We start from the raw sequence: 19,302 nt of genomic DNA, 5'->3' as shown, positions 1-19,302 counted from the left end.
CCGGCCGGGCAGCCTTTCCGGTCATGCGGGGGCGCTGCCGCGTGCCTGGACAAGGTTCGCGAACGGCAGTTTCCCGTACTCCGCCACGAAGCCTGCGTGGTAGCCGGCCTCCGCCTGGTTCAACTGCCCAGCCGGCACTTCTTTCCAGGCCACAAGCAATTCGGTGGCATAGGCCAACTGCCAAATGAGCCGCCCGTCCCAATGGCCTGGCGGCTTCCCCTGACCGAAATCAACAAATTCCTGGATCTGGCGCCTGAGTCCCCTGTTGCCCTTGCTGCCGGGACCGGCCTTGCCGATGTAAAGGACCGATGCCGATTCCACCCACTCCGTCCGGAGTGCCGTATCGGGGAGGGTTGGCTGCCTCTTCTTGAAAACGCCGGCCGTGCTCCTCTTCAGGAAGCGGGGCAGGAACCCGGCCGGCGCAACCACAACGAACAGGCCGGTTCCCTGCGGTATGCGCATAATGTCGAGATCGTCGATGGGCCTGAAGCCTGCGAAACCATCGGCCTTCAGGCCTTTCCGGGTGAACTGCACGCTCCTCATTGAACAGCATCGCCGAAGCCGGCCTGGCCCCCGCCGCACCTTTCCCCTGCCCACCCCCGTACGGAGAAGCGTAGAGTGGCATGAGACGCCTGATTCTGGACGCCGTGCTGCTGAGGGAGAGATCGTGACGATTGACTGGGACGAAAAGAAAGCCCTGCTACAGGAACCGAACATCGCGAAGGTAACCCAGCTTTGCGACGAACTCATGGAAAAGAAGCCGGGCTCCACCGTTCCCTACATCGACCCCGTCCATGACGAGGATGAGTGCCGGATCGTCACCCTGCAGGTCAGCCCCGGGAAGGGCACCGAATCCGGGTTCGTGTCCCACAACAACGACGATGAAGCCGCACGCCGTGCGACCCAGATCTACGAACTCGCCGAACTGGATCCGCGCTACGTCATGCCTTGGAACGCGTTCCCTTGGGTCCGCGAGTCCGGAAGCCCGTCGGCGCTGAGTGTCCAGGAGAAGACGGACGGCCTCCGCCCGTTCCGCCAGTTCCTCAAAATCAACTCCCGCGTCTCGGCGATCATTGCCCACGGAACCGATGCATCCACCTTCCTGACGCTCTACGAGAAGACCTACCACTCCGCACTGAAGAACAGCGGCATCAAGATCTACAAGGCCACTGCTCTTGGCGGGCGGGCATTCGCCGTATCCGATACGAAGCAGGAAGAGATCCTCACTAAGAACGTCGAGATCTACAAGGACGCCATGCAGCGGGCGGGCATCCAGCACCTGTAAGCCACTCCCCAGGCTGAACGCGGAAGCGTGGCAACCTACCCTTCGAAAAGCCGGCGGCGGTGCTTCAGCTCCTTGACCCACGCCCTGGTGACCATGTCCGGGAACGGCGACCGGCCGCCGTCGTTCTTCCCGGCCGGTCCGGCACCGGCAAACGCAGTGCCGGCCTCAAGGTCGGCAACCAGCGGCCCCGACGCCCTTAACGCGAGGTCGATGACCTTGCTCGCGGCGCGCTCCGGAAGCCCGAGGCCCGCAGTCCAGCCCAGGAAGTGGCGGCGGGAGATGCCCGTCCGCTTGCCGTCGATGGCCAGCGCGAGCGTCTTGTCGCCGTAAACAACCGTGGAGGGGATGTCGTAGACGGGCGCGATCACCCAGCCGGCCCGGGGATCCTGCACCATGGACACGTTCTTCGCGTGCAGGTCGCCGTTGCCGGTCAGCCAGGCGAACGCACCTTGAAGGGCAAGGTTGCGGAGGGCCGGCAGCGGAGCGGCGCAGTGCTCCGCCAGTGCCCGGCACACCTGCCCGTACCCCACGTTGTACTTGTCTGCCGGGTACAGCCTGAGCACCTGGGCTCCGTCCTCAACGGCGAGCCGCAGGACGTCGCCGGCGCCGGCTGCTGCTTCGAGCGGCGGGACGCGGTCGAAGCGTTCCACCAGCAGTCCCGGCCGCCCTGCGACGTCCCGGATCAGCCCCACCCGGCTCAGCGGGATCCGCAGCCTGGCCGCGTAGCGGAACATGGCGAACTCGTTCTCCACCACGTGCGGGAACTCGGGGGCGTTGAGCTTGAGGATGAACCGCTTCCCCTTGGCGGCCACGGGCAGCGAGATCATCCCGGCGGACAGCTTGTCCTGCACGCCGGCAAGCGCCACGGGATCAATAAGGTCCGGGTCGCCCAGGAGCTCGTCGAAGTCCACCGGCTGGCGCGGGTCCAGCTCCACTGCATGTTCGTCCGGGTCCAGCGGCTCGCCGTGGCCGATGATCTGGACGTCGCCCACAGGGTTCCCGCCGGCCGCGATCAGCAGGGACAGGTCGTCGTCCGCGCTGGTTTTGATGGACCGGCGCAGTGCATTCAGGCGCCGGCCTTCCGGCAGCAGGCCGGTGAAGTACGGCGGTGCGGCACCTGCGGCGGACATGACCGGTTCTCCGGTGAGGGGAAGGGAGGACGCGACGGCGGGTCCTCCGCCGGCAAGGTAAACGGGCAGGTAGCTGAACTTCGTTCCGCCGCCGTACCGTTCCAGCCGCGCGGCCAGGACCCCTGCCTTGTAGACGTCCGCGACGCGGTGCCTCACGGAGCGGCACTCCCGGCGCGGTCCTGGCCGCTAAGGGAACGCTCCGCCTGGCTGGCCCTGTCAGCAATCCGCAGTTCGAGGCCCAGCGTATCAAGGACTGCAAGCAGCGAGTCCAGCTGCACGCTTGGCTTTCCCCGCTCCACGAACCTGACGAACCGCTCTGATACACCCGCCATGTCGGCGAGGTCCCGCTGGGTGAGCCGCAGCGAGGTGCGCCTGGCCCGGACCTCCGTTGCAACCAGGTCCATTGCTGACGTCATACGTACCTCCTGAGGCACGATCGTGCCGGTTAGGTTCAATGTAGCAGTGGCGGCCTGGTTGCGGTAGGGGCTATTCGGTTATAACGGTACGCTCGTGCCGGTCATGAGGGAGCCGGTAAAGAGTGGGGCTTGACACTCCCGTGTGACCGGTGCCATATTTTAAGCGTGAACCTGTCAGACAGCCGGACAGCAGGACAGCCTGTGGTCCCCCTCGCGCGGCTCAGCGCCGCCGAAGCGGTATTCAACGCGATCCGCGTGGACATCGAATCCGGCCTTGTTCCCGTGGGCAGCAAACTCAGCTCCGAGGCCACCCTCGCCCAGCAATACGGCGTGAGCCGCTCCGTCATCCGGGAGGCCCTCCGATCCTGCACCGCCCTGGGCCTGACGGTCACCAAGACCGGCAAGGGCACGTTCGTGGTGGCCAACAAGGTGGCCAACGACCTGACGCTGGGGCAGTACTCCGCCCGCGACCTGACCGAGGCCCGCCCGCACATCGAAATTCCCGCCGCCGGCCTCGCCGCCGAGCGGCGCACCGACGACGAGCTGGACACCCTCCGCCAAATCATGGCCGCCATGGCCACCGAAACCGACCCCGAATCCTGGGTGGCCCTGGACTCCACTTTCCATGCCGCCATCGCCCGCGCCAGCGGCAACAAGGTCTTCGAAAGCGTCGTGGCCGATATCCGCGACGCCCTGGCCCACCAGTCGGAAACCCTGAACATGGTGGCTGACCGCCAGCACGCCTCGGACATTGAACACCAGCACATCCTGGCCGCCATCGAGGCCGGATCCGCCCAGGACGCGCGTTCCGCCATGGCCCGCCATCTGGAAGCCGTGGGCCAGGCCCTCGACTCGATCCTCAACAAATAACCCGCCAGCAACCCCAAGGACACCATGCCCTCCCCCGCGTTTTCCGCTGCCCGCACCCCTGCCCCGGACCACCTGGCCCTGCCGCAGCACGCTCCCCTGGTGGCGGCCGTCCGCAGCGGCCTCGTGGAAAGCGTCCACTACGGATCGGCCCTCGCCCTGCGCAGGGACGGCTCCACCGCCGCAACCGCCGGCAACCCGGAAGCCCCCTTCTACCCTCGTTCCTCGCTCAAGCCGCTCCAGGCCGTGGCCATGGTCCGGGCCGGGCTGGACCTCCCCGCAGACCTCCTGGCCCTGGCCGCCGCCAGCCACTCCGGCGACAGCCGCCACCGCGACGGCGCCCTCCGCATCCTGGAACTGCACGGCCTCAGCGCCGCCGACCTCGAAAACAGCACGGATCTCCCCTACGGCACGGCCGAACGCGGGGAATGGCTGCGGAACGGCGGCGAAGCCACCCAGCTCACCCAGAACTGCTCGGGCAAGCACGCCGCCATGGCCGCCACCTGCGCCATCAACGGCTGGCCGGTCCGCGGCTACCTTGAGCCGTCCCACCCGCTCCAGCAGCTCGTTGCCGCCACCGTCACCGAACTGACCGGCGAAGAACCCGCCGCCATCAGCACCGACGGCTGCGGCACCCCGCTGTTCGCCCTCACCCTCCGCGGCATGGCCCGCGCCTTCGGCCTCATTTCGCGCGCCGCCGGCCAGGCGGAGGGAACCTCCGACGACGGCGGGCCGGCTTCCCGGAGCGCGGAAGCCGCCGTCGGGCTCGCCATGCAGCAGCACCCCCACATGGTGGCGGGCGAGGGACGCGACGTCACTGAGCTCATGCGCCTGGTGCCCGGCGCCGTGGCCAAGGACGGCTTCGAGGGCGTCCAGCTGGTGGGCCTGGCCGACGGCAGTGCCGTGGCCGTGAAGATTTCCGACGGCGGCGACCGCGCCCGGATGCCCGCCACCGTCCGGCTCCTCGACGCGCTGGGACTTGATACCGGACCCCTGGCGCCCATCGCCACCGCACCCGTGCTGGGCGGCGGCCACGAAGTGGGCCGGCTGCAGGCCACCGACTTCCTCAACTAATTTCTGTCCGAACCAGACAACGACGCCCGTAAGGACCCCCATGACCATCACACCAACCGCCGAAAATTTCCGCTCCGAACACGACCTGCTGGGTGACCGCGACGTCCCCGCGGAAGCATACTGGGGCGTGCACACCCTGCGCGCCGTGGAGAACTTCCCCATCACCGGCCAGCCGCTCTCCACCAACATGCACCTGGTCCGCGGCCTGGCGGCGGTCAAGCTCGCCGCCGCCCGCACCAACCGGGACCTTGGCCTGCTGGATGCCGAACGCACCGCAGCCATCGAACAGGCCTGCCAGGACATCCTGGACGGCAAGCTGGCCGAACAGTTCGTGGTGGACGTCATCCAGGGCGGCGCCGGAACGTCGTCGAACATGAACGCCAACGAGGTCATCGCCAACCGCGCCCTGGAAATCCTTGGCCACCCCAAGGGCGACTACGCGCGGCTGCACCCCAACGACCACGTCAACCTCAGCCAGTCCACCAACGACGTCTACCCCACCGCGGTGAAGCTCGGCACCATCTTCGCCGCCCGGGAACTCCTGGACGCCCTGGCCGAACTGGAAGAGGCTTGCGCCGCCAAAGCCATGGAATTCCGCACCGTGGTGAAAATGGGCCGCACCCAGCTCCAGGACGCCGTCCCCATGACCCTGGGCCAGGAATTCGGCACCTACGCCGTCACCATCGGCGAGGACCGGCTGCGCCTGGCCGAAGCCGAACTCCTGATCCACGAAATCAACCTCGGTGCCACCGCCATCGGCACCGGCCTGAACGCCCCGGCAGGCTACGCCGACGCCGCCTGCCGGCACCTGGCCGAGGTCACCGGCCTGCCGCTGGTCACCGCCGTCGACCTCATCGAAGCCACCCAGGACGTTGGCGCGTTCGTCCACCTCTCAGGCGTGCTCAAGCGGGTAGCGGTCAAGCTCTCCAAGATCTGCAACGACCTTCGCCTGCTCTCCTCCGGCCCGCGCGCCGGCCTGGGCGAAATCAACCTGCCGGCCGTCCAGTCCGGCTCCTCCATCATGCCCGGCAAGATCAACCCGGTGATCCCGGAAGTGGTCTCCCAGGTGGCGTACGAAGTGATCGGCAACGACGTCACCATCACCATGGCCGCCGAAGCCGGGCAGCTTCAGCTCAACGCGTTCGAACCCGTCATTGTCCACAGCCTCCACAAGAGCATCTCCCACCTCGAAGCAGCCTGCCGCACCCTGACGGCGCGCTGCATCCGTGGAATCACCGCCAACACCGAACACCTGCGGCTCACGGTGGAGCAATCCATCGGCCTGGTCACCGCCCTGAACCCCCACCTGGGCTACGCCACCGCCACCGCCATCGCGCAGGAAGCCCTCGCCACCGGCAAGGGCGTGGCTGAGCTGGTCCTGGAACACGGACTGCTCACCGCCACCCAACTGCAGGAACTCCTGAGCCCCGAACGGCTAGCCAACCTCAGCAAATAGTCCCCACCCAACATCCCCCGTCTGTAAGGACACCCATGAGTCAGTCCCCACTCCCAGACCACGTCATCGACGGCGGTCACGCACACGCTACCGAGTCCTCGCTGCATGCTGAGGATAAGGGTTATCACAAGAGCCTGAAGCCGCGGCAGATCCAGATGATCGCTATTGGCGGTGCTATTGGTACCGGTTTGTTCCTTGGTGCCGGCGGGCGCCTCAACGCGGCCGGCCCGTCGCTGGTGATCGCGTACGCGGTGTGTGGTTTCTTCGCGTTCCTGATCCTGCGCGCCCTGGGCGAGCTGGTGCTCCACCGGCCCTCGTCGGGTTCGTTCGTGTCCTATGCCCGTGAGTTCTTCGGGGAGAAGGCCGCGTTTGTTTCCGGCTGGTTCTACTGGATCAACTGGGCCACCACCACCATCGTGGACATCACCGCCGCCGCCCTCTACATGCACTTCTTCGGCAACTACGTCCCCTGGATGGCTGACGTGCCGCAGTGGGCCTGGGCCCTGATTGCCCTGGTGGTGGTCCTGAGCCTGAACCTGGTCTCCGTGAAGGTCTTCGGCGAGATGGAATTCTGGTTCGCCCTCATCAAGGTCGCCGCCCTCGTCGCGTTCCTGCTGGTCGGCACGTACTTCGTGATCTTCGGGACCCCGGTGGACGGCCAGGAAGTGGGCCTGAGCCTCCTCTCGGACAACGGCGGCGTGTTCCCCAACGGCCTGCTGCCCATGATCATCCTCATGCAGGGCGTCCTGTTCGCCTACGCCTCGATCGAACTGGTGGGCACCGCGGCCGGCGAGACCGAGAACCCCGAGAAGATCATGCCCAAGGCCATCAACTCCGTGGTCTTCCGCATCGCGGTGTTCTACGTGGGCTCCGTGATCCTGCTGGCCCTGCTGCTGCCGTACACGTCCTACCAGAAGGGCGTCAGCCCGTTCGTGACGTTCTTCGGCTCCATCGGCGTCCAGGGCGTGGACGTGATCATGAACCTGGTGGTCCTCACCGCGGCGCTGTCCTCGCTGAACGCCGGCCTGTACTCCACCGGCCGGATCCTGCGCTCGATGTCCGTGAACGGGTCCGCCCCGAAGTTCGCGTCCCGGATGAACAAGGCAGGCGTCCCCTACGGCGGGATCGCCATCACCGCCGGCGTCTCCCTCCTCGGTGTGCCGCTGAACTACCTGGTCCCGGCCGAAGCGTTCGAGATCGTGCTGAACATCGCCTCCGTGGGCATCATCATGACCTGGGCCACCATCGTCCTGTGCCAGATCCAGCTCAAACGCTGGGCCGACAAGGGATGGGTGGAACGGCCGTCCTTCAGGATGTTCGGCGCCCCGTTCACCGGATACCTCTCCCTGGTCTTCCTGGTAGGCGTCCTCATCATGGTCTTCATCGACTCACCGCTGACCATGATGGTCACCGCCATCGCCTCAGTCCTCATGGTCTTCGGCTGGTACGCCTGCCGCAAACGCATCCACAAAATCGCCGAAACCCGCGAAGGCCACACCGGCACCGCACCCGTGGTTGCCAATCCTCCGGCAGGCACCTTCAAGAAGTAACGCTTCTTAACGTCCGACGGCGGCACCTGGGTTCTGGAACTACAGAACCCAGGTGCCGCCGTCAGGGTTTAAGGGCAGCTGCCCGGCGGCAGCGGCCGGATCACCTGGCCGGTTTGACCACCATGGCCGATCCGCCACCGCGCCGTTCCGGTTCAGCGACCGCTGTCACGCGGCCGTCCCGATGGAACTCGATGGCCGTTGCGGCGCCGATCTCGGCCGCGGATGTGCCGGGGGTACCGGCAGCGGTGAACGTATGCCCGTACTTGGCCGCCAGGACTTTGCCCGAGGGCGAGTCGATGAAGCCCTGTTCCGCTGTCACGTTGGCGGTGTTCCGCTGTGTTGCGCGGGGAGCTGCCACGGCGTCTTCAATGCTCATTCCGAGGTCGATCCTGTTCACCAGGGTCTGCAGCACCGTGGTGATGATGGTCGAGCCGCCGGGCGAGCCGAGGGCCAGGAACGGGTCACCATCCTTGAGCACAATGGTGGGCGACATCGAGGAACGGGGCCGCTTGCCGGGCTGGATCCGGTTGGGGTCGTCCGCCTTGTACTCGGTGGAGAAGTCCGTGAGTTCATTGTTCAGGATGAAGCCACGGCCGGGAACCACGATGCCCGAGCCACCGGTCTGCTCGATGGTGAGCGTGTACTCCACCACGTTGCCCCACTTGTCCGAGACGGTGAGGTTGGTGGTGTTGATGTTCTCGGTGTCCGGCGCGTCGCCGGCCGCTGCCGGTTCCACGTCGCAGGTGCCGTCATAGTTCTCCACGTCACCGGCCGCCACGGGCTTGACGGCCGCCTTCCGGGCGTCGATCTCGCAGCCGCGTTCCTTGCCGAAGACGTCGTCGAGGAGGGCTTCGGTGGGGACGTCCACGAACTTCGGGTCGCCCAGATACTTGGCCCGATCAGCGAAGGCGAGCGCGGACGCTTCAAGGTAGTAGTGCAGGACGTCAGACTGGTTCTTGGCGTTGCCTTTGCCCTTCACGAGGTCCGGCAGTTCGAAGGGGGCCAGGATGTTCAGGGCCTCGCCCACCGTGGTGCCGCCACTGCTGGACGGTGCCATGCCGTAGACGTCGTAGTCCCGATAGCTGACGTGGGTGGGGTCCTGGTTCAGTACCTCATAGTCGGCCAGGTCCTCGGCGGTCATGTAGCCCTTGGGCACCGGCAGTTTGGTTGTTGCCGTCTTGGGTGGTTCCTGGACGGTGGCGGCAATCTCCTCGGCCAGCGGACCCTTGTAGAAGGCGTCAGTGCCCTCATCGCCAAGCAAGCGGTAGGTGTCGGCGAGGTCGGGGTTCTTCAGGACCGACCCCACGGCGGGGGCTGCCCCTCCCGGAAGATAGAGCTCGCTGGTGGACGGGAAGGCTGAGAAGCGCAACTTGTTTTCTTCAGTCTGGAGGTTGAACGTCGCGTCCACGGTGAACCCGTTGTCCGCCACGTCAATGGCAGGCTTCAGGGCATCGCCGAGGCTCAGGCTGCCCCAGCGTTCCAGCGCACGCTCCCACGTAGCTGCCGTGCCGGGGACGCCCACGGAAACGCCGCTGGTGACGAGTTCCGGAGAGAAGTTATATGCCTTTCCGGTGGCGGGATCGATGAACGCATCGTTCGGCATCGCCGCGGGTGCGGTCTCGCGGCCGTCGAGCGTGTGGACTTCGCCGCTCTTCGCGTCGTAGTACACGAAGTAGCCGCCTCCGCCGATGCCGGCAGAGTAGGGCTCCGTTACCCCCAGGGTAGCTGCCGCTGCGACGGCGGCGTCCACGGCGTTGCCGCCCTTGCGGAGCACTGTGATGGCGGCCGCGGAAGCATCGGCGTCCACCGTGCTGACCGCTCCCCCGTATCCGGTGGCGGTGGCTTTCTTCTCGGGTTCGTCGTCCCATGTGTGGGCCGAGGCCGGGCTCATGATGGCTCCGGACGTCACGCTCATCGCCAGTGCAGCCGTTAAGGCTCCTACCCGGCGTCCCAGATGTGGCATGGTTGCTCCTAGGGGGCTTGGGTGATGTGCATCACACGCTACTCCTAGGGCCGGACGGGCTCAACGCCCCCGGCTACCCTGCGGAGCCCCTGGAGTTGCTGGGCGCCCACGGAACCGCAGCGTCATGCAACGGGACCGCAACGGGCATCGTCCGTCGGATCGCTTATGCTCGCTGCAGTAGAGACCATGGGCAGTTCAACGGGGAACCAACAGGAGTGACGGCATGACCAACTGGCGGATCAGGGATTTTCATTCGGCAGACCTGGACGGGATCCTGCACCTGTGGGAGACGCTGAAGGCAACAAACGTGGAACCGGTGTACGCGCTGTCCGAGGTCTTGGCCTCGTGCGAGAAGGACCATGCCGTGGTGGCGGTGCTGGGTGATCAGGTGGTGGGCGCCGCCGTGGGACGTGCCGCGCACGACCAGGGCTGGATTGTCTTCCTGGCCACCCTGCCGGAGTACCGCGGCCGGGGCATCGGCACCTCGCTGCTGGCCGCCGTCGAAAACCGGATGGCACCACACGGGCTGAACAAGCTTTCGGCCCTGATGCCGGAGTCCGAAACCCGGGTGGAAGCGTTCCTGGGCCGCGGCTTCGCGCTGAAGAAGAACCTGCGCTACTTCGAACGCACCATCCCCGTGCAACGGCAGGAGCTCGGTGCGCTCGGACAGCTCGGCGGCCGCGTCCTCGCCCGCGACCTCTGGGAAAACGTCGCCGGCATGCGCAAGGAAAAGGAACTCCTGGAACGCCGCCTGGTGCTGCCGCTTGCCGAGGCCGACCTCGCGGACGAATTCGGCGTGGTGCCGCCGCGCGCCGTCGTCCTTTTCGGCCCTCCCGGCACCGGCAAGACCACCTTCGCCAAGGCCATCGCCTCCCGCTTGGAGTGGCCCTTCGTGGAGGTGTTCCCGTCCCGCCTCGCCGCGGATCCACAGGGCCTGGCAGGGGCACTGCGGGAAACCTTCCTGGAGATCGCCGAACTCGAGCACGCGGTGGTCTTCATCGACGAGGTGGAGGAGATCGCCTCCCAGCGCGCCGGGGACCCGCCCTCACCCCTGCAGGGCGTCACCAACGAACTGCTCAAGATCATTCCGGCGTTCCGGGAACAGCCCGGCAGGCTCCTGGTCTGCGCCACCAACTTCATCCGCGCCCTGGACACCGCGTTCCTGCGGCACGGCCGGTTCGACTATGTCATCCCCATCGGCCTGCCGGACCGGCAGGCCCGCAACGCCATGTGGCAGCGCTTCATCCCCGCCCCCGTGGTGGATGACGTGGACGTGGAACTCCTCGTGGAGCGGACCGAGGGCTTCTCCCCTGCGGACATTGAATACGCGGCACGGAGCGCGTCGCAGCGGGCGCTGGAGAAAGCGGTGTACGACGACGGCGGGCTGGCCACCGATGCGCGGCCGTCCGTCCGGGAGGCGGTACGGAAGGGGCCCTCCACAGAGGACTACCTCGCCGCGATCGCCGAAACCCGCACCACTGTCAGCGCCGAAGTGCACCAGGACTTCCTCGAAGACATCGACGCCTTGGGAAGGGTCTGAGCGCGCCCGTCCGGCTATCTTTGAGGCATGTCCTCAAACCCTCTCCGCCATGCGTTCGCGCGCATGGGCGGCCGCGATCCGCATGAAAAACACCGGGCAGCCACCCCGCTGGAACTCTTCTTCGACCTGACGTTCGTCATTGCCTTCGGCGTCGCGGGAAGCCAGTTCGCCCATGAAATCGCGGAAGCCCACGTATTGCCCGGGTTGATCGGGTTCGCGTTCGCGATGTTCGCCGTCATCTGGGCCTGGATAAATTTCACCTGGTTCGCCAGCGCCTACGACACGGACGACTGGGTGTTCCGCGTGGTCACCATGGTCCAGATCGTGGGCGTCCTGATCCTCACCATGGGAATCGAACCGATGTTCCACTCGATCGTCGAGGGGCAGCACGTGGACAACAGGGTCATTGTGGGCGGCTACATTCTGATGCGCCTGGCCCTGGTGGCGCAGTGGATGCGGGCTGCGCGCCAGGATCCTGCCCGCCGCGGGACGTGCCTGCGCTACGCCCGGTATCTGGCCATCGTCCAGCTGGGCTGGGTGGCGGTGCTGATCCTCGACACCGGCGTTGCAGCCACCCTCCTGATGGTGGTTCCGCTGGTGGCGCTGGAAATGGCCACGCCGTATTTTGCCGAACGCAGGGCAACCACGCCGTGGCATGCACACCACATCGCCGAACGGTACGGACTGCTCGCCATCATTGCCCTGGGTGAGTGCCTGATCGGTGCCATCGAGACGCTGCGCGCGTTTGTAGCCAACAGCGGTTGGACCATGGACGCGGCCCTGGTGGGATTCGGCGGAACGGCACTGGCCTTCGGAATGTGGTGGGTGTACTTCATGCTGCCTGCCGGGCGGGCGCTGCACCTGCGGCGGCACCGGTCCTACCTGTTCGGCTACGGCCATATCCCCATCTTCGCGGCCATCGCCGCCACCGGCGCCGGCCTCCACGTGGCCGCGTACTACATCGACCACGAGGCCCACATCAGCGCTGCGGCGGCCGTGGCGAGCATCGCCATTCCGGTGGCAATCTTCAAGACAACCCTCACCTGGCTGTACAGCGTGATGATGGGAACCGAACGCATGGTCATCGCGGTCGCAGCGGGTGTCATCGCTCTCCAGGGCGGTGCGGTGGCCCTGGCGGCAGCAGGCGTCTCCGTCCCCGTGTGCCTGCTGGTCATTGTGGCCGCCCTGGCCGCCTCGATCATCATTGACGAAAAGCGCGGCAGCGACCGGGTGCACACGGCCCTGTCGAAGCTGGAGGGCGGGGCGGAGCCGGGACTGCCCGCCTAAGGCTTCACTGCTTGCCGTACTTCCGGTGCACCGCCTGCTTGGTGACGCCCAGGCACAGCGCAATGGCTTCCCAGGACAAGCCGGCCTGTCTGGCGCCGCGCACCAGGGCAGCTTCCGCCCGGCCGACTTCCTTCTGCAGTTCGGCAACGGCGTACAGGGCCTCGGCTGGGCCTTTGCCGTCCATTGATCCAACGAGTGTTTTCATCCGGTCCACCTCCATGCCGTCAACGTTAGTTGACGAGGAGGCGGCCGTCAACGATTGTTGACGGCGCCTTCCCAGACCCAGGGCGAGGTCGGCACCCGGGCGGGATGAAAGGCGTCGAGCGCCTGGCTCAGCGGCCCCGGGGGGAGCCCGAGTGACGCCAGCAGCCGGTTCCGGACCTGGTCCACCGGAACGCCCGCAGCGTCGAGGTCACCGAGCGTCACTGCACCATCGCGCTTGGCCAACCGGACGCCGTCGGAATTCACCACCAGCGGGACGTGGGCATATTCCGGAACTGGAATATTCAGGAGGGAGGCGAGATATGCCTGCCTGGGGGTCGAGGGAAGTAGGTCGTCGCCCCGGACCACCTGGTCTACGCCCTGCTCGGCATCGTCCACCACCACTGCCAGGTTGTACGCGGTGACACCGTCGTTGCGGCGGAGCACGAAGTCATCCACCACGCCGGTGTAGGCGCCGTGCAGGACATCCCGGACGGTGAACTCCGCAACGTCGGCGCGCAGCCGGATGGCCGCCGGCCGGGTGGACCGCCTGTACTCCAGCTCCGCGGATTCAAGGTTCCGGCAGGTTCCCGGATAGGCGCCCTGGGGTGCATGCGGGGCGGAGGGGGCTTCCTGGATTTCACGGCGGGTGCAGAAGCACTCGTAGGTCAGGCCTGCGGCCTGCAGGCGCCCGATAGCGTCCGCATACAACGTTCCGCGGGCGGTCTGCCGGACCACCGCGCCGTCCCAGTCCACCCCTATGGCGGCGAGGTCACGCAGCTGAACGGCTTCGGCTCCGGCGCGCGCCCTGTCCAGGTCCTCAACGCGCAGGAGGAAGCTGCGGCCGCTGGAACGGGCGAAGAGCCAGGCAAGGATGGCGGTACGGAGGTTGCCCAGATGGAGTTCGCCGGAAGGGCTGGGGGCGAAGCGGCCGGCCAAAGTCATGCATCCAGCCTATGCGGAACAGCACAAGAGCCCCTCAGCCACCGATATGACCGGATATCCGGTGGATCGGTAGCCCAGGGGCTCTCGTCAGTGGGTGCGGAAAGACGATGCGTGAACAAGAGTCAATCAGCGGCGGCCTCCTTGCGGGAAGCTGTGCGCGGCGCCCGGGTGGTGTGCCGGAGGCCGGTGGCCTGCGGGCAGTGGCGGTAGCCGCTGCCCTGTTGCCAACATTTCAGCAGCAGCCATACAGTTGGTGCAACTGGTCCCGCGTTCTTTAGTCAATCTGACTAATCCGCGCGGGCCAGCTCAGCAGAAAGTAGGCAAATTGCAGGAACTCGACGCCACGGACCGGCGGATCCTCCGGGCGCTGGACGATGACCCGCGGGTTCCCATCATGGTGCTGGCCCAGCGGCTGGGGCTGGCGCGCGGCACGGTGCAGTCGCGCCTGGAGCGGATGACGGCGGCCGGCGCGCTCCGGCCCAACAGCAGCAGGGTCCTTCCCGCGGCATTGGGCCGCGGGGTGGCGGCGTCGGTGAGCGCAGAACTGGACCAAAGCCACCTCAATGAGGCCATCGCCGCCCTGCGGAACATTCCGGAGGTCCTCGAATGCCACGCACCCGCCGGTGACACGGACCTCCTGATCCGGGTGGTGGCCACCAGCCCGGACGACCTGTACCGGGTATCGGAGGAGATCCGGCTGTGCCCGGGAATCGTCCGCACCTCCACCAGCATGTTCCTGCGCGAAGTCATTCCCTACCGCACCACGGGTCTGCTGGACGGATAGCGCTCCCCATCGCCCCGCATATACCTTCCCGGCTAGGCTGGCACGGTACATCCACACAGGGGGAATCATCATGGCGGGTACCTTTTACGGCGGCGACGTGGCCCAGCTCCGGCAGCTCGCCAAGGACCTCGCCGGCGGCGCCAACCAGCTCAACGCCCTGGGCCAGCAGCTCAACAGCACCATCAGCTCCGGGCCGTGGAAGGGGCACGACGGCGACAGGTTCCGCAGCGAATGGACCTCCTCCCACATCAAGCTGCTGAAGGCCGCCACGGCCGGGCTCGAAACGGCGTCAAAAGCGCTGCTGGCCAACGCGGACGAACAGGAACGGGCCAGCAACGGCGCCGGCGGCGGCAGCGGTGGTGGCGCGGGCCAGTCGGGCGGGGGCGGCGGAACAGCCCAGGACCTGACCGACACCCTGAACTCGATGACGCCGGACGAGCGCCGGGACTACCTGCAGAGCGAAGAGTTCAGGCAATGGGCGCTGGCCAACCCGGGAGCCGCCAAGGCCGCCATGGACGCGGCAGCGGACTCCGGCCTGATCGACAAGAACTCCCCGGAGTACGCCGATTTCCTCAGCGACTACTGGAACAACCAGGCCATGCTGGACATGGGCATCGATCCGGCCACCTGGGATACCGCCAACGGCACCGAAGCCAACTGGGACACCATCCGCAGCGTCTACGACTTCTACGGCCAGGCCTACCTGGCCAACCCGGACCTGCAGTGGGCCGGCATGGCCAACATGATCGGACCGTCCTTCGCGGGCGGCTTCCGCGACATGGCCATGATGCGGGACCTCGCGCAGCAGATCGCCAACAATCCGGCGTCCAACATCCCGCTGCCCATCCTGGACCAGATCGAACAGCTGGCCGGAATGACCGATGACGAAATCCGCTTCTACGAAACCAGCATGCTGGACATGAACAAGGAAATCTTCCTGGACCAGGCGCGCCAGCACCAGGCGTATCTCAACGGCGGTCTGGACGAGATCAACCGGCTCCAAGATTCCGGCGCCATCGATGCCGGAACGGCGGAGGCCTGGGCCAATATCGATTCCGGCGACCCGGACCGCGTCCAGGAAGGCAACACCGCCCTCCTGTACCGCGAGCAGAACGAAATCATTGCCGACGATTACGACAACATGCGCAGCCACCCCGGCGGTGAAGCCGTGACCTACATGGTGACCCTGGCCGGCGAGCCCTCCATCCCCGGGGCCAGGAGCTACGCAGAGGTGTTCCCCTACACCTTCAGCGTGGAAAGCCCAGGCCCGCAGAACGTGCCGTTCACCAACTGGGACAACCCCACGCAGTTCCGCACCGACTTCACCACGGGTTTCCCGGACGGCAACATTGCCAACGCGGACCAGCGCTGGGAACTCATCCGGCAGGACACCCTGCCCGCCTACCAGGACCTGCTGGCCTCGGACCCGGACCGGGCAGCCCAGATCATCGGCTCCGACTTTGACTCCCGGGTGGACCAGTACCGGCCCACCAACAACATCCCCCAGATCATGGACCGCTTCCTGGAAGGCTTCGACGCGGAGGTCCACCAGTGACCACCACCCACACAGCCGCAGCCGGGAAGCAACGGCGCGCATCCGGCGTCGTACTCCTCCTGCCGGCCCTGGCCGTCGGCCTGGCCCTGGGCGGCTGCCAACTGTCCGCCCCCGATCCCGCAACCCCGTCCTCCGCCACATCACCTTCTGCAGGGAGCACCGTGAAAACCTCTGAATTTTCCACCCTTGATGCCGCCGGCGTAGAGACCATCCGCAGCACCGGGGCCGCACGGCTGGACATGAGCTCCGGCACGCTGGACAAGGCCGCCGTTCAGGTGACGCCGGACAGCTACGGACCCGAGATCAACACCCGTGGCGCCGGAAAGATCAACTTGACCATCGTGGCGCCCAGCGGCGAAATCACGGGCGAAACGGACCGCATCCGGTTCAACACCACGGACAGGCGCACAGACTTCAGCGAGGTCACCTACTTCCTCACCGCACAATCCGCCGAGGAGTATTTCGCCCTGATCCGTGAGGGTGTGCAGCGTTACGGGATCGACGGTGACTCCGCCGAGCGGTGGATCAGCAGCACCGAAAGCGACCCGGAGGGAAAGAGCGATTTCTCCATCACCTCCGGAACGGCCACCGGCCTGGACGTGAACTACGACCTGAGGTACGACGGCGGCAAGGACACCCAGGTGATCATCGTCCACGTCCGCCCGGCCGACTAGGGCAACGGGCGGCCGCTACACCGGAGGGCCGGCGTTCGATTTGAGGTTCTTCATCACCAGGGTGGAGGTCAGCCGTTCCACGCCGGGCAGGGATGTCAGCTCTGCGTCGTAAAAGCGCTGGTACGCGGGCAGGTCCTCGGCGATGACCTTCAGCAGGTAGTCCGGCGAACCGAAGAGCCGCTGCGCCTCCACGATGTTCGGGTTGTCCGCCACGCGGTTCTCGAAGATCTCCATGGTGGGCCGGTCCACCTGGCGCAGCGTGACAAAGACAATCGCCTCAAACCCCAGGCCAACGGCCCCGGGATCGATGTCCGCTTTGTAGCCCCGGATCACGCCGGACTGTTCCAGGTCGCGCAACCGGCGGTGGCACGGGGCCACCGTCAGCCCCACTTTGGCGGCAAGCGCCGTGGCGGTCATCCTCCCGTCCTCCTTGAGGTGGCGCAAGATATTTCTGTCAATGGCGTCTATCACGCAAAAATCCTACTGCTTGGTCAGCGTGCCGGGCGAAAACCGGACAGCACTTCCGGGCTGAAAGTTCATACAGTTACTCCTGAAAGATCCCCCGACAGGAGAAACCATGAATCCGGAGCTGTTCCTGGCCTTTGTGCTGGTGGCCGCGGCCCTCGCCTGCACGCCCGGCGTGGACTGGGCCTACTCCATCACGGCAGGGCTTGGACAGCGCAGTTTCGTGCCCGCCGTGGCCGGATTGTGCGGCGGCTATGTCCTGCACACCGCCCTGCTGGTGGCCGGCCTCGCGGCCGTGCTGACCGGTATGCCCGGCGTGCTGGGCTGGCTGACGCTTGTGGGCGCCGGCTACCTGATGTGGCTGGGCATCAGCACGCTCCGCTCGTGGCGCGTGGCGTCCTTCAGTACGGCAGACGCCGTCGGACGTCCCGGCGCAACGCGGCTGCGCACCTTCCTGCAGGGAATGGGCACCAGCGGCATCAACCCGAAGGGCCTGCTGTTCTACATTGCCCTGATTCCGCAGTTCGTCAGCGCGGACGCCTCCCTGCCGGTGCCGGTTCAGTCCGGGCTGCTGGGCATGACGTTCGTGGCGCTGGCCGGGCTGGTCTACACGGCCGTGGCGCTGTTGTCCCGCACGCTGCTGCAGAGCAGGCCCGGGGCGGCGCGGGCGGTGACCCTTGCCAGCGGGATCATCATGGTCCTGCTGGGGACAGTGCTGCTCGGCGAACAGCTGGTTCCCCTGGTGGCGGGCCGCGCCTAGTCCTCGCTGAGGTTCTTCCAGTCCTGTTCCCAGATGCGGCGCATCTCCTCGTCCTTGCGGATGGGGACCGGCGCGGCGATCTCCCGCTGCGGCACCGGATCCTCGTGCCGCCTGCCCCAGTCGCGCGGATTGAGCGATCGCCGGCTGGAGTCCAGCAGGAGCAGCGCCTTGTCCGTCAGGGCATCGTTCCGGAGCGCAAGGTGCGTCTTGCGGCGCCGCAGCACTTCGGTGATGGCCTGCTGCGCGGCGTCGAGCCGGCCTTCCCGGCGCAGGGCGCGGGCACGGACCAGCAGCAGCGCGGCGGACAGGTCATCGGCGTTCAGGAGCCCCTCGGTCCAGTCGATCACTGTGCGACTCCGGCCCAGGCTGAGTGCCAGCGAGCACCGGGCAAGGGCCATGGGGAGCGACGGCGGCAGCCCGGTGAGGGCGTCCAGCGCCGCCTCGGTCCGGCCTGTTTCGCGCAGCGCGTGGGCCAGCGCCAGGAACACCGATTCCTCGCTGAACAGGACGGGAACCTCCACCCGTTCGGCCAGTTCGATCCGGGTGACGATGCGCCGCAGGTAGGTGGCTGAGTAGCGGTTCGCGTCGTCGTCGTTGCGGGTGGTGAGCCCGCGCTGCAGCAGCTCCGAGGCGCGGAGGTACCCGCCGTGCTGGTACACCAGCAGCCCGGACATCAGGTAGCACAGGCCAGCCCAGCCCGGGTAGGTGCGGGCCAGGGCAATCAGCCGCTCGGGTTCACGGCTCGAGAAGACCGCGTCGTGCACCTCTTTGGCCGGCCGGGGCATCCGCCGGAGCCGCGGCACCTCGCCGTTGATCGCGAGCAGTGACGGATTGCGTGCGCCCAGCACTCCGGTCAGCAGGCCGCCCACTCCCCCGGCAAGGTCGTGGACAGGCGTGCGCAGGTGCGCCTGTCCGAACGGCGTCAGGTCACGGCTGTCCCAATAGATCGGTGCGCTGTCCCCGGCAGTCATCTTTCCATGCTAACGAACGCCGGGCCGCGGCATGCGGACTGTCCGGACCATCAGCAAGGCACCTTCACCCAGCCCATTGCTCGGGCCACCGGGGTAGGGGATGGTAGTAAGTGCCCTTAGTAAAAAATCCAGGCCAAGGAGAACAGCATGCAGATCGACAAGAACCAGATCCTTGAATTCCTGAGGTCCCAAGGGAACAACGACAAAGCATCCCAAGCTGAATCTGAGCTGCCGGACCAGGTAGACACCGAGCAGCACGCAGGCCTCCTGTCCAACCTAGGCATCAACCCCGCAGAGTTACTGGGAAAGCTGCCCGGCGGCATCGGCAACCATATCGGAGACAAACTCGGCGGACTGGGGCTCTAGGACCCTATCTGAC

General features: G+C 66.6%; 20 protein-coding genes. 12 read left to right on the top strand and 8 right to left on the bottom strand.

All coding sequences use genetic code 11. The features are described 5' to 3' along the window. Positions 1–21: 21 nt before the first annotated feature. Complete coding sequence (locus OVA06_RS19155; RefSeq protein WP_268160512.1) at positions 22–534, bottom strand: hypothetical protein; 513 nt, start codon at positions 532–534, stop codon at positions 22–24. Between the two features lie 133 nt (positions 535–667). On the opposite strand from OVA06_RS19155, the gene OVA06_RS19150 reads away from it, so the two are divergent. Further along, on the top strand, positions 668–1,285 hold the full coding sequence (locus OVA06_RS19150; protein WP_056078396.1) for a uracil-DNA glycosylase: 618 nt from the start codon (positions 668–670) through the stop codon (positions 1,283–1,285). 35 nt (positions 1,286–1,320) lie between these two features. Here OVA06_RS19150 and OVA06_RS19145 read toward each other — a convergent pair whose 3' ends face one another. Together OVA06_RS19145 and OVA06_RS19140 are read right to left on the bottom strand one after the other, a co-directional pair. Then, complete coding sequence (locus OVA06_RS19145) at positions 1,321–2,571, bottom strand: type II toxin-antitoxin system HipA family toxin (RefSeq protein WP_268160510.1); 1,251 nt, start codon at positions 2,569–2,571, stop codon at positions 1,321–1,323. Then, positions 2,568–2,831 carry a helix-turn-helix transcriptional regulator gene (locus OVA06_RS19140; protein WP_268160508.1) on the bottom strand — a complete coding sequence of 88 codons (264 nt, stop codon included), beginning with the start codon at positions 2,829–2,831 and terminating at the stop codon, positions 2,568–2,570. Before OVA06_RS19140 ends, OVA06_RS19145 begins: the two co-directional genes overlap by 4 nt. Before the next feature lie 165 nt (positions 2,832–2,996). Between OVA06_RS19140 and OVA06_RS19135 the strand changes: the two genes are divergently transcribed. Genes OVA06_RS19135 through OVA06_RS19120 form a run of 4 tightly spaced genes read left to right on the top strand, consistent with a single transcriptional unit; the run spans position 2,997 to position 7,778 of the window. Next, positions 2,997–3,701 carry a FadR/GntR family transcriptional regulator gene (locus OVA06_RS19135; RefSeq protein WP_261620874.1) on the top strand — a complete coding sequence of 235 codons (705 nt, stop codon included), beginning with the start codon at positions 2,997–2,999 and terminating at the stop codon, positions 3,699–3,701. A 24-nt stretch (positions 3,702–3,725) separates the two neighbouring features. Beyond that, entirely contained in the window at positions 3,726–4,772 is a 1,047-nt protein-coding gene (locus OVA06_RS19130) for an asparaginase (RefSeq protein ID WP_261620875.1), read from the top strand. Between the two features lie 40 nt (positions 4,773–4,812). Beyond that, the gene (locus OVA06_RS19125) at positions 4,813–6,228 is read left to right on the top strand and encodes an aspartate ammonia-lyase (RefSeq protein ID WP_261620876.1); all 1,416 of its coding nucleotides are present in this window, start codon (positions 4,813–4,815) and stop codon (positions 6,226–6,228) included. Positions 6,229–6,263: 35 nt separating this feature from the next. Next, entirely contained in the window at positions 6,264–7,778 is a 1,515-nt protein-coding gene (locus OVA06_RS19120) for an amino acid permease (protein ID WP_268160505.1), read from the top strand. 100 nt (positions 7,779–7,878) lie between these two features. On the opposite strand, the gene ggt is transcribed toward OVA06_RS19120, so the two are convergent. Next, positions 7,879–9,741 (bottom strand): gamma-glutamyltransferase, encoded by a 1,863-nt coding sequence (ggt, locus tag OVA06_RS19115; RefSeq protein ID WP_268160503.1) that lies wholly within the window; start codon positions 9,739–9,741, stop codon positions 7,879–7,881. Between the two features lie 223 nt (positions 9,742–9,964). On the opposite strand from ggt, the gene OVA06_RS19110 reads away from it, so the two are divergent. Next, positions 9,965–11,281, top strand: coding sequence for an ATP-binding protein (locus tag OVA06_RS19110; protein WP_268160501.1), 1,317 nt, complete (start codon positions 9,965–9,967; stop codon positions 11,279–11,281). Between the two features lie 27 nt (positions 11,282–11,308). Continuing rightward, the gene (locus OVA06_RS19105) at positions 11,309–12,568 is read left to right on the top strand and encodes a low temperature requirement protein A (protein ID WP_268160499.1); all 1,260 of its coding nucleotides are present in this window, start codon (positions 11,309–11,311) and stop codon (positions 12,566–12,568) included. 4 nt (positions 12,569–12,572) lie between these two features. Here OVA06_RS19105 and OVA06_RS19100 read toward each other — a convergent pair whose 3' ends face one another. Both OVA06_RS19100 and gluQRS read right to left on the bottom strand, forming a co-directional pair. Next, entirely contained in the window at positions 12,573–12,773 is a 201-nt protein-coding gene (locus OVA06_RS19100) for an AsnC family protein (protein ID WP_268160497.1), read from the bottom strand. Positions 12,774–12,820: 47 nt separating this feature from the next. Continuing rightward, positions 12,821–13,714 (bottom strand): tRNA glutamyl-Q(34) synthetase GluQRS, encoded by an 894-nt coding sequence (gene gluQRS / locus OVA06_RS19095; RefSeq protein ID WP_268160495.1) that lies wholly within the window; start codon positions 13,712–13,714, stop codon positions 12,821–12,823. Positions 13,715–14,039: 325 nt separating this feature from the next. On the opposite strand from gluQRS, the gene OVA06_RS19090 reads away from it, so the two are divergent. The 3 genes from OVA06_RS19090 (at position 14,040) to OVA06_RS19080 (ending at position 16,727) form a co-directional block, all read left to right on the top strand. Next, positions 14,040–14,498 (top strand): Lrp/AsnC family transcriptional regulator, encoded by a 459-nt coding sequence (locus OVA06_RS19090; RefSeq protein ID WP_045731753.1) that lies wholly within the window; start codon positions 14,040–14,042, stop codon positions 14,496–14,498. Positions 14,499–14,568: 70 nt separating this feature from the next. Further along, entirely contained in the window at positions 14,569–16,053 is a 1,485-nt protein-coding gene (locus tag OVA06_RS19085; RefSeq protein WP_268160492.1) for a WXG100 family type VII secretion target, read from the top strand. After that, the gene (locus tag OVA06_RS19080) at positions 16,050–16,727 is read left to right on the top strand and encodes a hypothetical protein (RefSeq protein ID WP_268160490.1); all 678 of its coding nucleotides are present in this window, start codon (positions 16,050–16,052) and stop codon (positions 16,725–16,727) included. Before OVA06_RS19085 ends, OVA06_RS19080 begins: the two co-directional genes overlap by 4 nt. A gap of 15 nt (positions 16,728–16,742) precedes the next feature. Here OVA06_RS19080 and OVA06_RS19075 read toward each other — a convergent pair whose 3' ends face one another. Further along, on the bottom strand, positions 16,743–17,198 hold the full coding sequence (locus OVA06_RS19075; protein WP_015938915.1) for an Lrp/AsnC family transcriptional regulator: 456 nt from the start codon (positions 17,196–17,198) through the stop codon (positions 16,743–16,745). A gap of 106 nt (positions 17,199–17,304) precedes the next feature. Between OVA06_RS19075 and OVA06_RS19070 the strand changes: the two genes are divergently transcribed. Further along, positions 17,305–17,952 carry a LysE family translocator gene (locus OVA06_RS19070; RefSeq protein WP_268160488.1) on the top strand — a complete coding sequence of 216 codons (648 nt, stop codon included), beginning with the start codon at positions 17,305–17,307 and terminating at the stop codon, positions 17,950–17,952. Here OVA06_RS19070 and OVA06_RS19065 read toward each other — a convergent pair. Continuing rightward, a complete protein-coding gene (locus OVA06_RS19065) occupies positions 17,949–18,923 on the bottom strand; it encodes a hypothetical protein (protein ID WP_268160486.1) in 975 nt (324 codons plus the stop codon). The two genes, OVA06_RS19070 and OVA06_RS19065, sit on opposite strands and share 4 nt — an antisense overlap. Positions 18,924–19,070: 147 nt before the next feature. On the opposite strand from OVA06_RS19065, the gene OVA06_RS19060 reads away from it, so the two are divergent. Then, positions 19,071–19,289: a hypothetical protein gene (locus tag OVA06_RS19060; protein ID WP_056080610.1), complete on the top strand. Its 219-nt coding sequence runs from the start codon at positions 19,071–19,073 to the stop codon at positions 19,287–19,289. Positions 19,290–19,302: the final 13 nt, after the last annotated feature.

Source organism: Pseudarthrobacter sp. SL88, assembly GCF_026672455.1.
Taxonomy (GTDB): domain Bacteria; phylum Actinomycetota; class Actinomycetes; order Actinomycetales; family Micrococcaceae; genus Arthrobacter.
This window is presented reverse-complemented; position numbering and strand designations above follow the sequence as displayed.

Bases quoted from the DNA above. Each gene is read 5' to 3' on its own strand.
- OVA06_RS19140 (WP_268160508.1), bottom strand. From the start codon at position 2,831: ATGACGTCAGCAATGGACCTGGTTGCAACGGAGGTCCGGGCCAGGCGC.
- OVA06_RS19130 (WP_261620875.1), top strand. From the start codon at position 3,726: ATGCCCTCCCCCGCGTTTTCCGCTGCCCGCACCCCTGCCCCGGACCAC.
- OVA06_RS19125 (WP_261620876.1), top strand. From the start codon at position 4,813: ATGACCATCACACCAACCGCCGAAAATTTCCGCTCCGAACACGACCTG.
- OVA06_RS19120 (WP_268160505.1), top strand. From the start codon at position 6,264: ATGAGTCAGTCCCCACTCCCAGACCACGTCATCGACGGCGGTCACGCA.
- ggt (WP_268160503.1), bottom strand. From the start codon at position 9,741: ATGCCACATCTGGGACGCCGGGTAGGAGCCTTAACGGCTGCACTGGCG.
- OVA06_RS19110 (WP_268160501.1), top strand. From the start codon at position 9,965: ATGACCAACTGGCGGATCAGGGATTTTCATTCGGCAGACCTGGACGGG.
- OVA06_RS19105 (WP_268160499.1), top strand. From the start codon at position 11,309: ATGTCCTCAAACCCTCTCCGCCATGCGTTCGCGCGCATGGGCGGCCGC.
- OVA06_RS19100 (WP_268160497.1), bottom strand. From the start codon at position 12,773: ATGAAAACACTCGTTGGATCAATGGACGGCAAAGGCCCAGCCGAGGCC.
- gluQRS (WP_268160495.1), bottom strand. From the start codon at position 13,714: ATGACTTTGGCCGGCCGCTTCGCCCCCAGCCCTTCCGGCGAACTCCAT.
- OVA06_RS19085 (WP_268160492.1), top strand. From the start codon at position 14,569: ATGGCGGGTACCTTTTACGGCGGCGACGTGGCCCAGCTCCGGCAGCTC.
- OVA06_RS19070 (WP_268160488.1), top strand. From the start codon at position 17,305: ATGAATCCGGAGCTGTTCCTGGCCTTTGTGCTGGTGGCCGCGGCCCTC.
- OVA06_RS19065 (WP_268160486.1), bottom strand. From the start codon at position 18,923: ATGACTGCCGGGGACAGCGCACCGATCTATTGGGACAGCCGTGACCTG.
- OVA06_RS19060 (WP_056080610.1), top strand. From the start codon at position 19,071: ATGCAGATCGACAAGAACCAGATCCTTGAATTCCTGAGGTCCCAAGGG.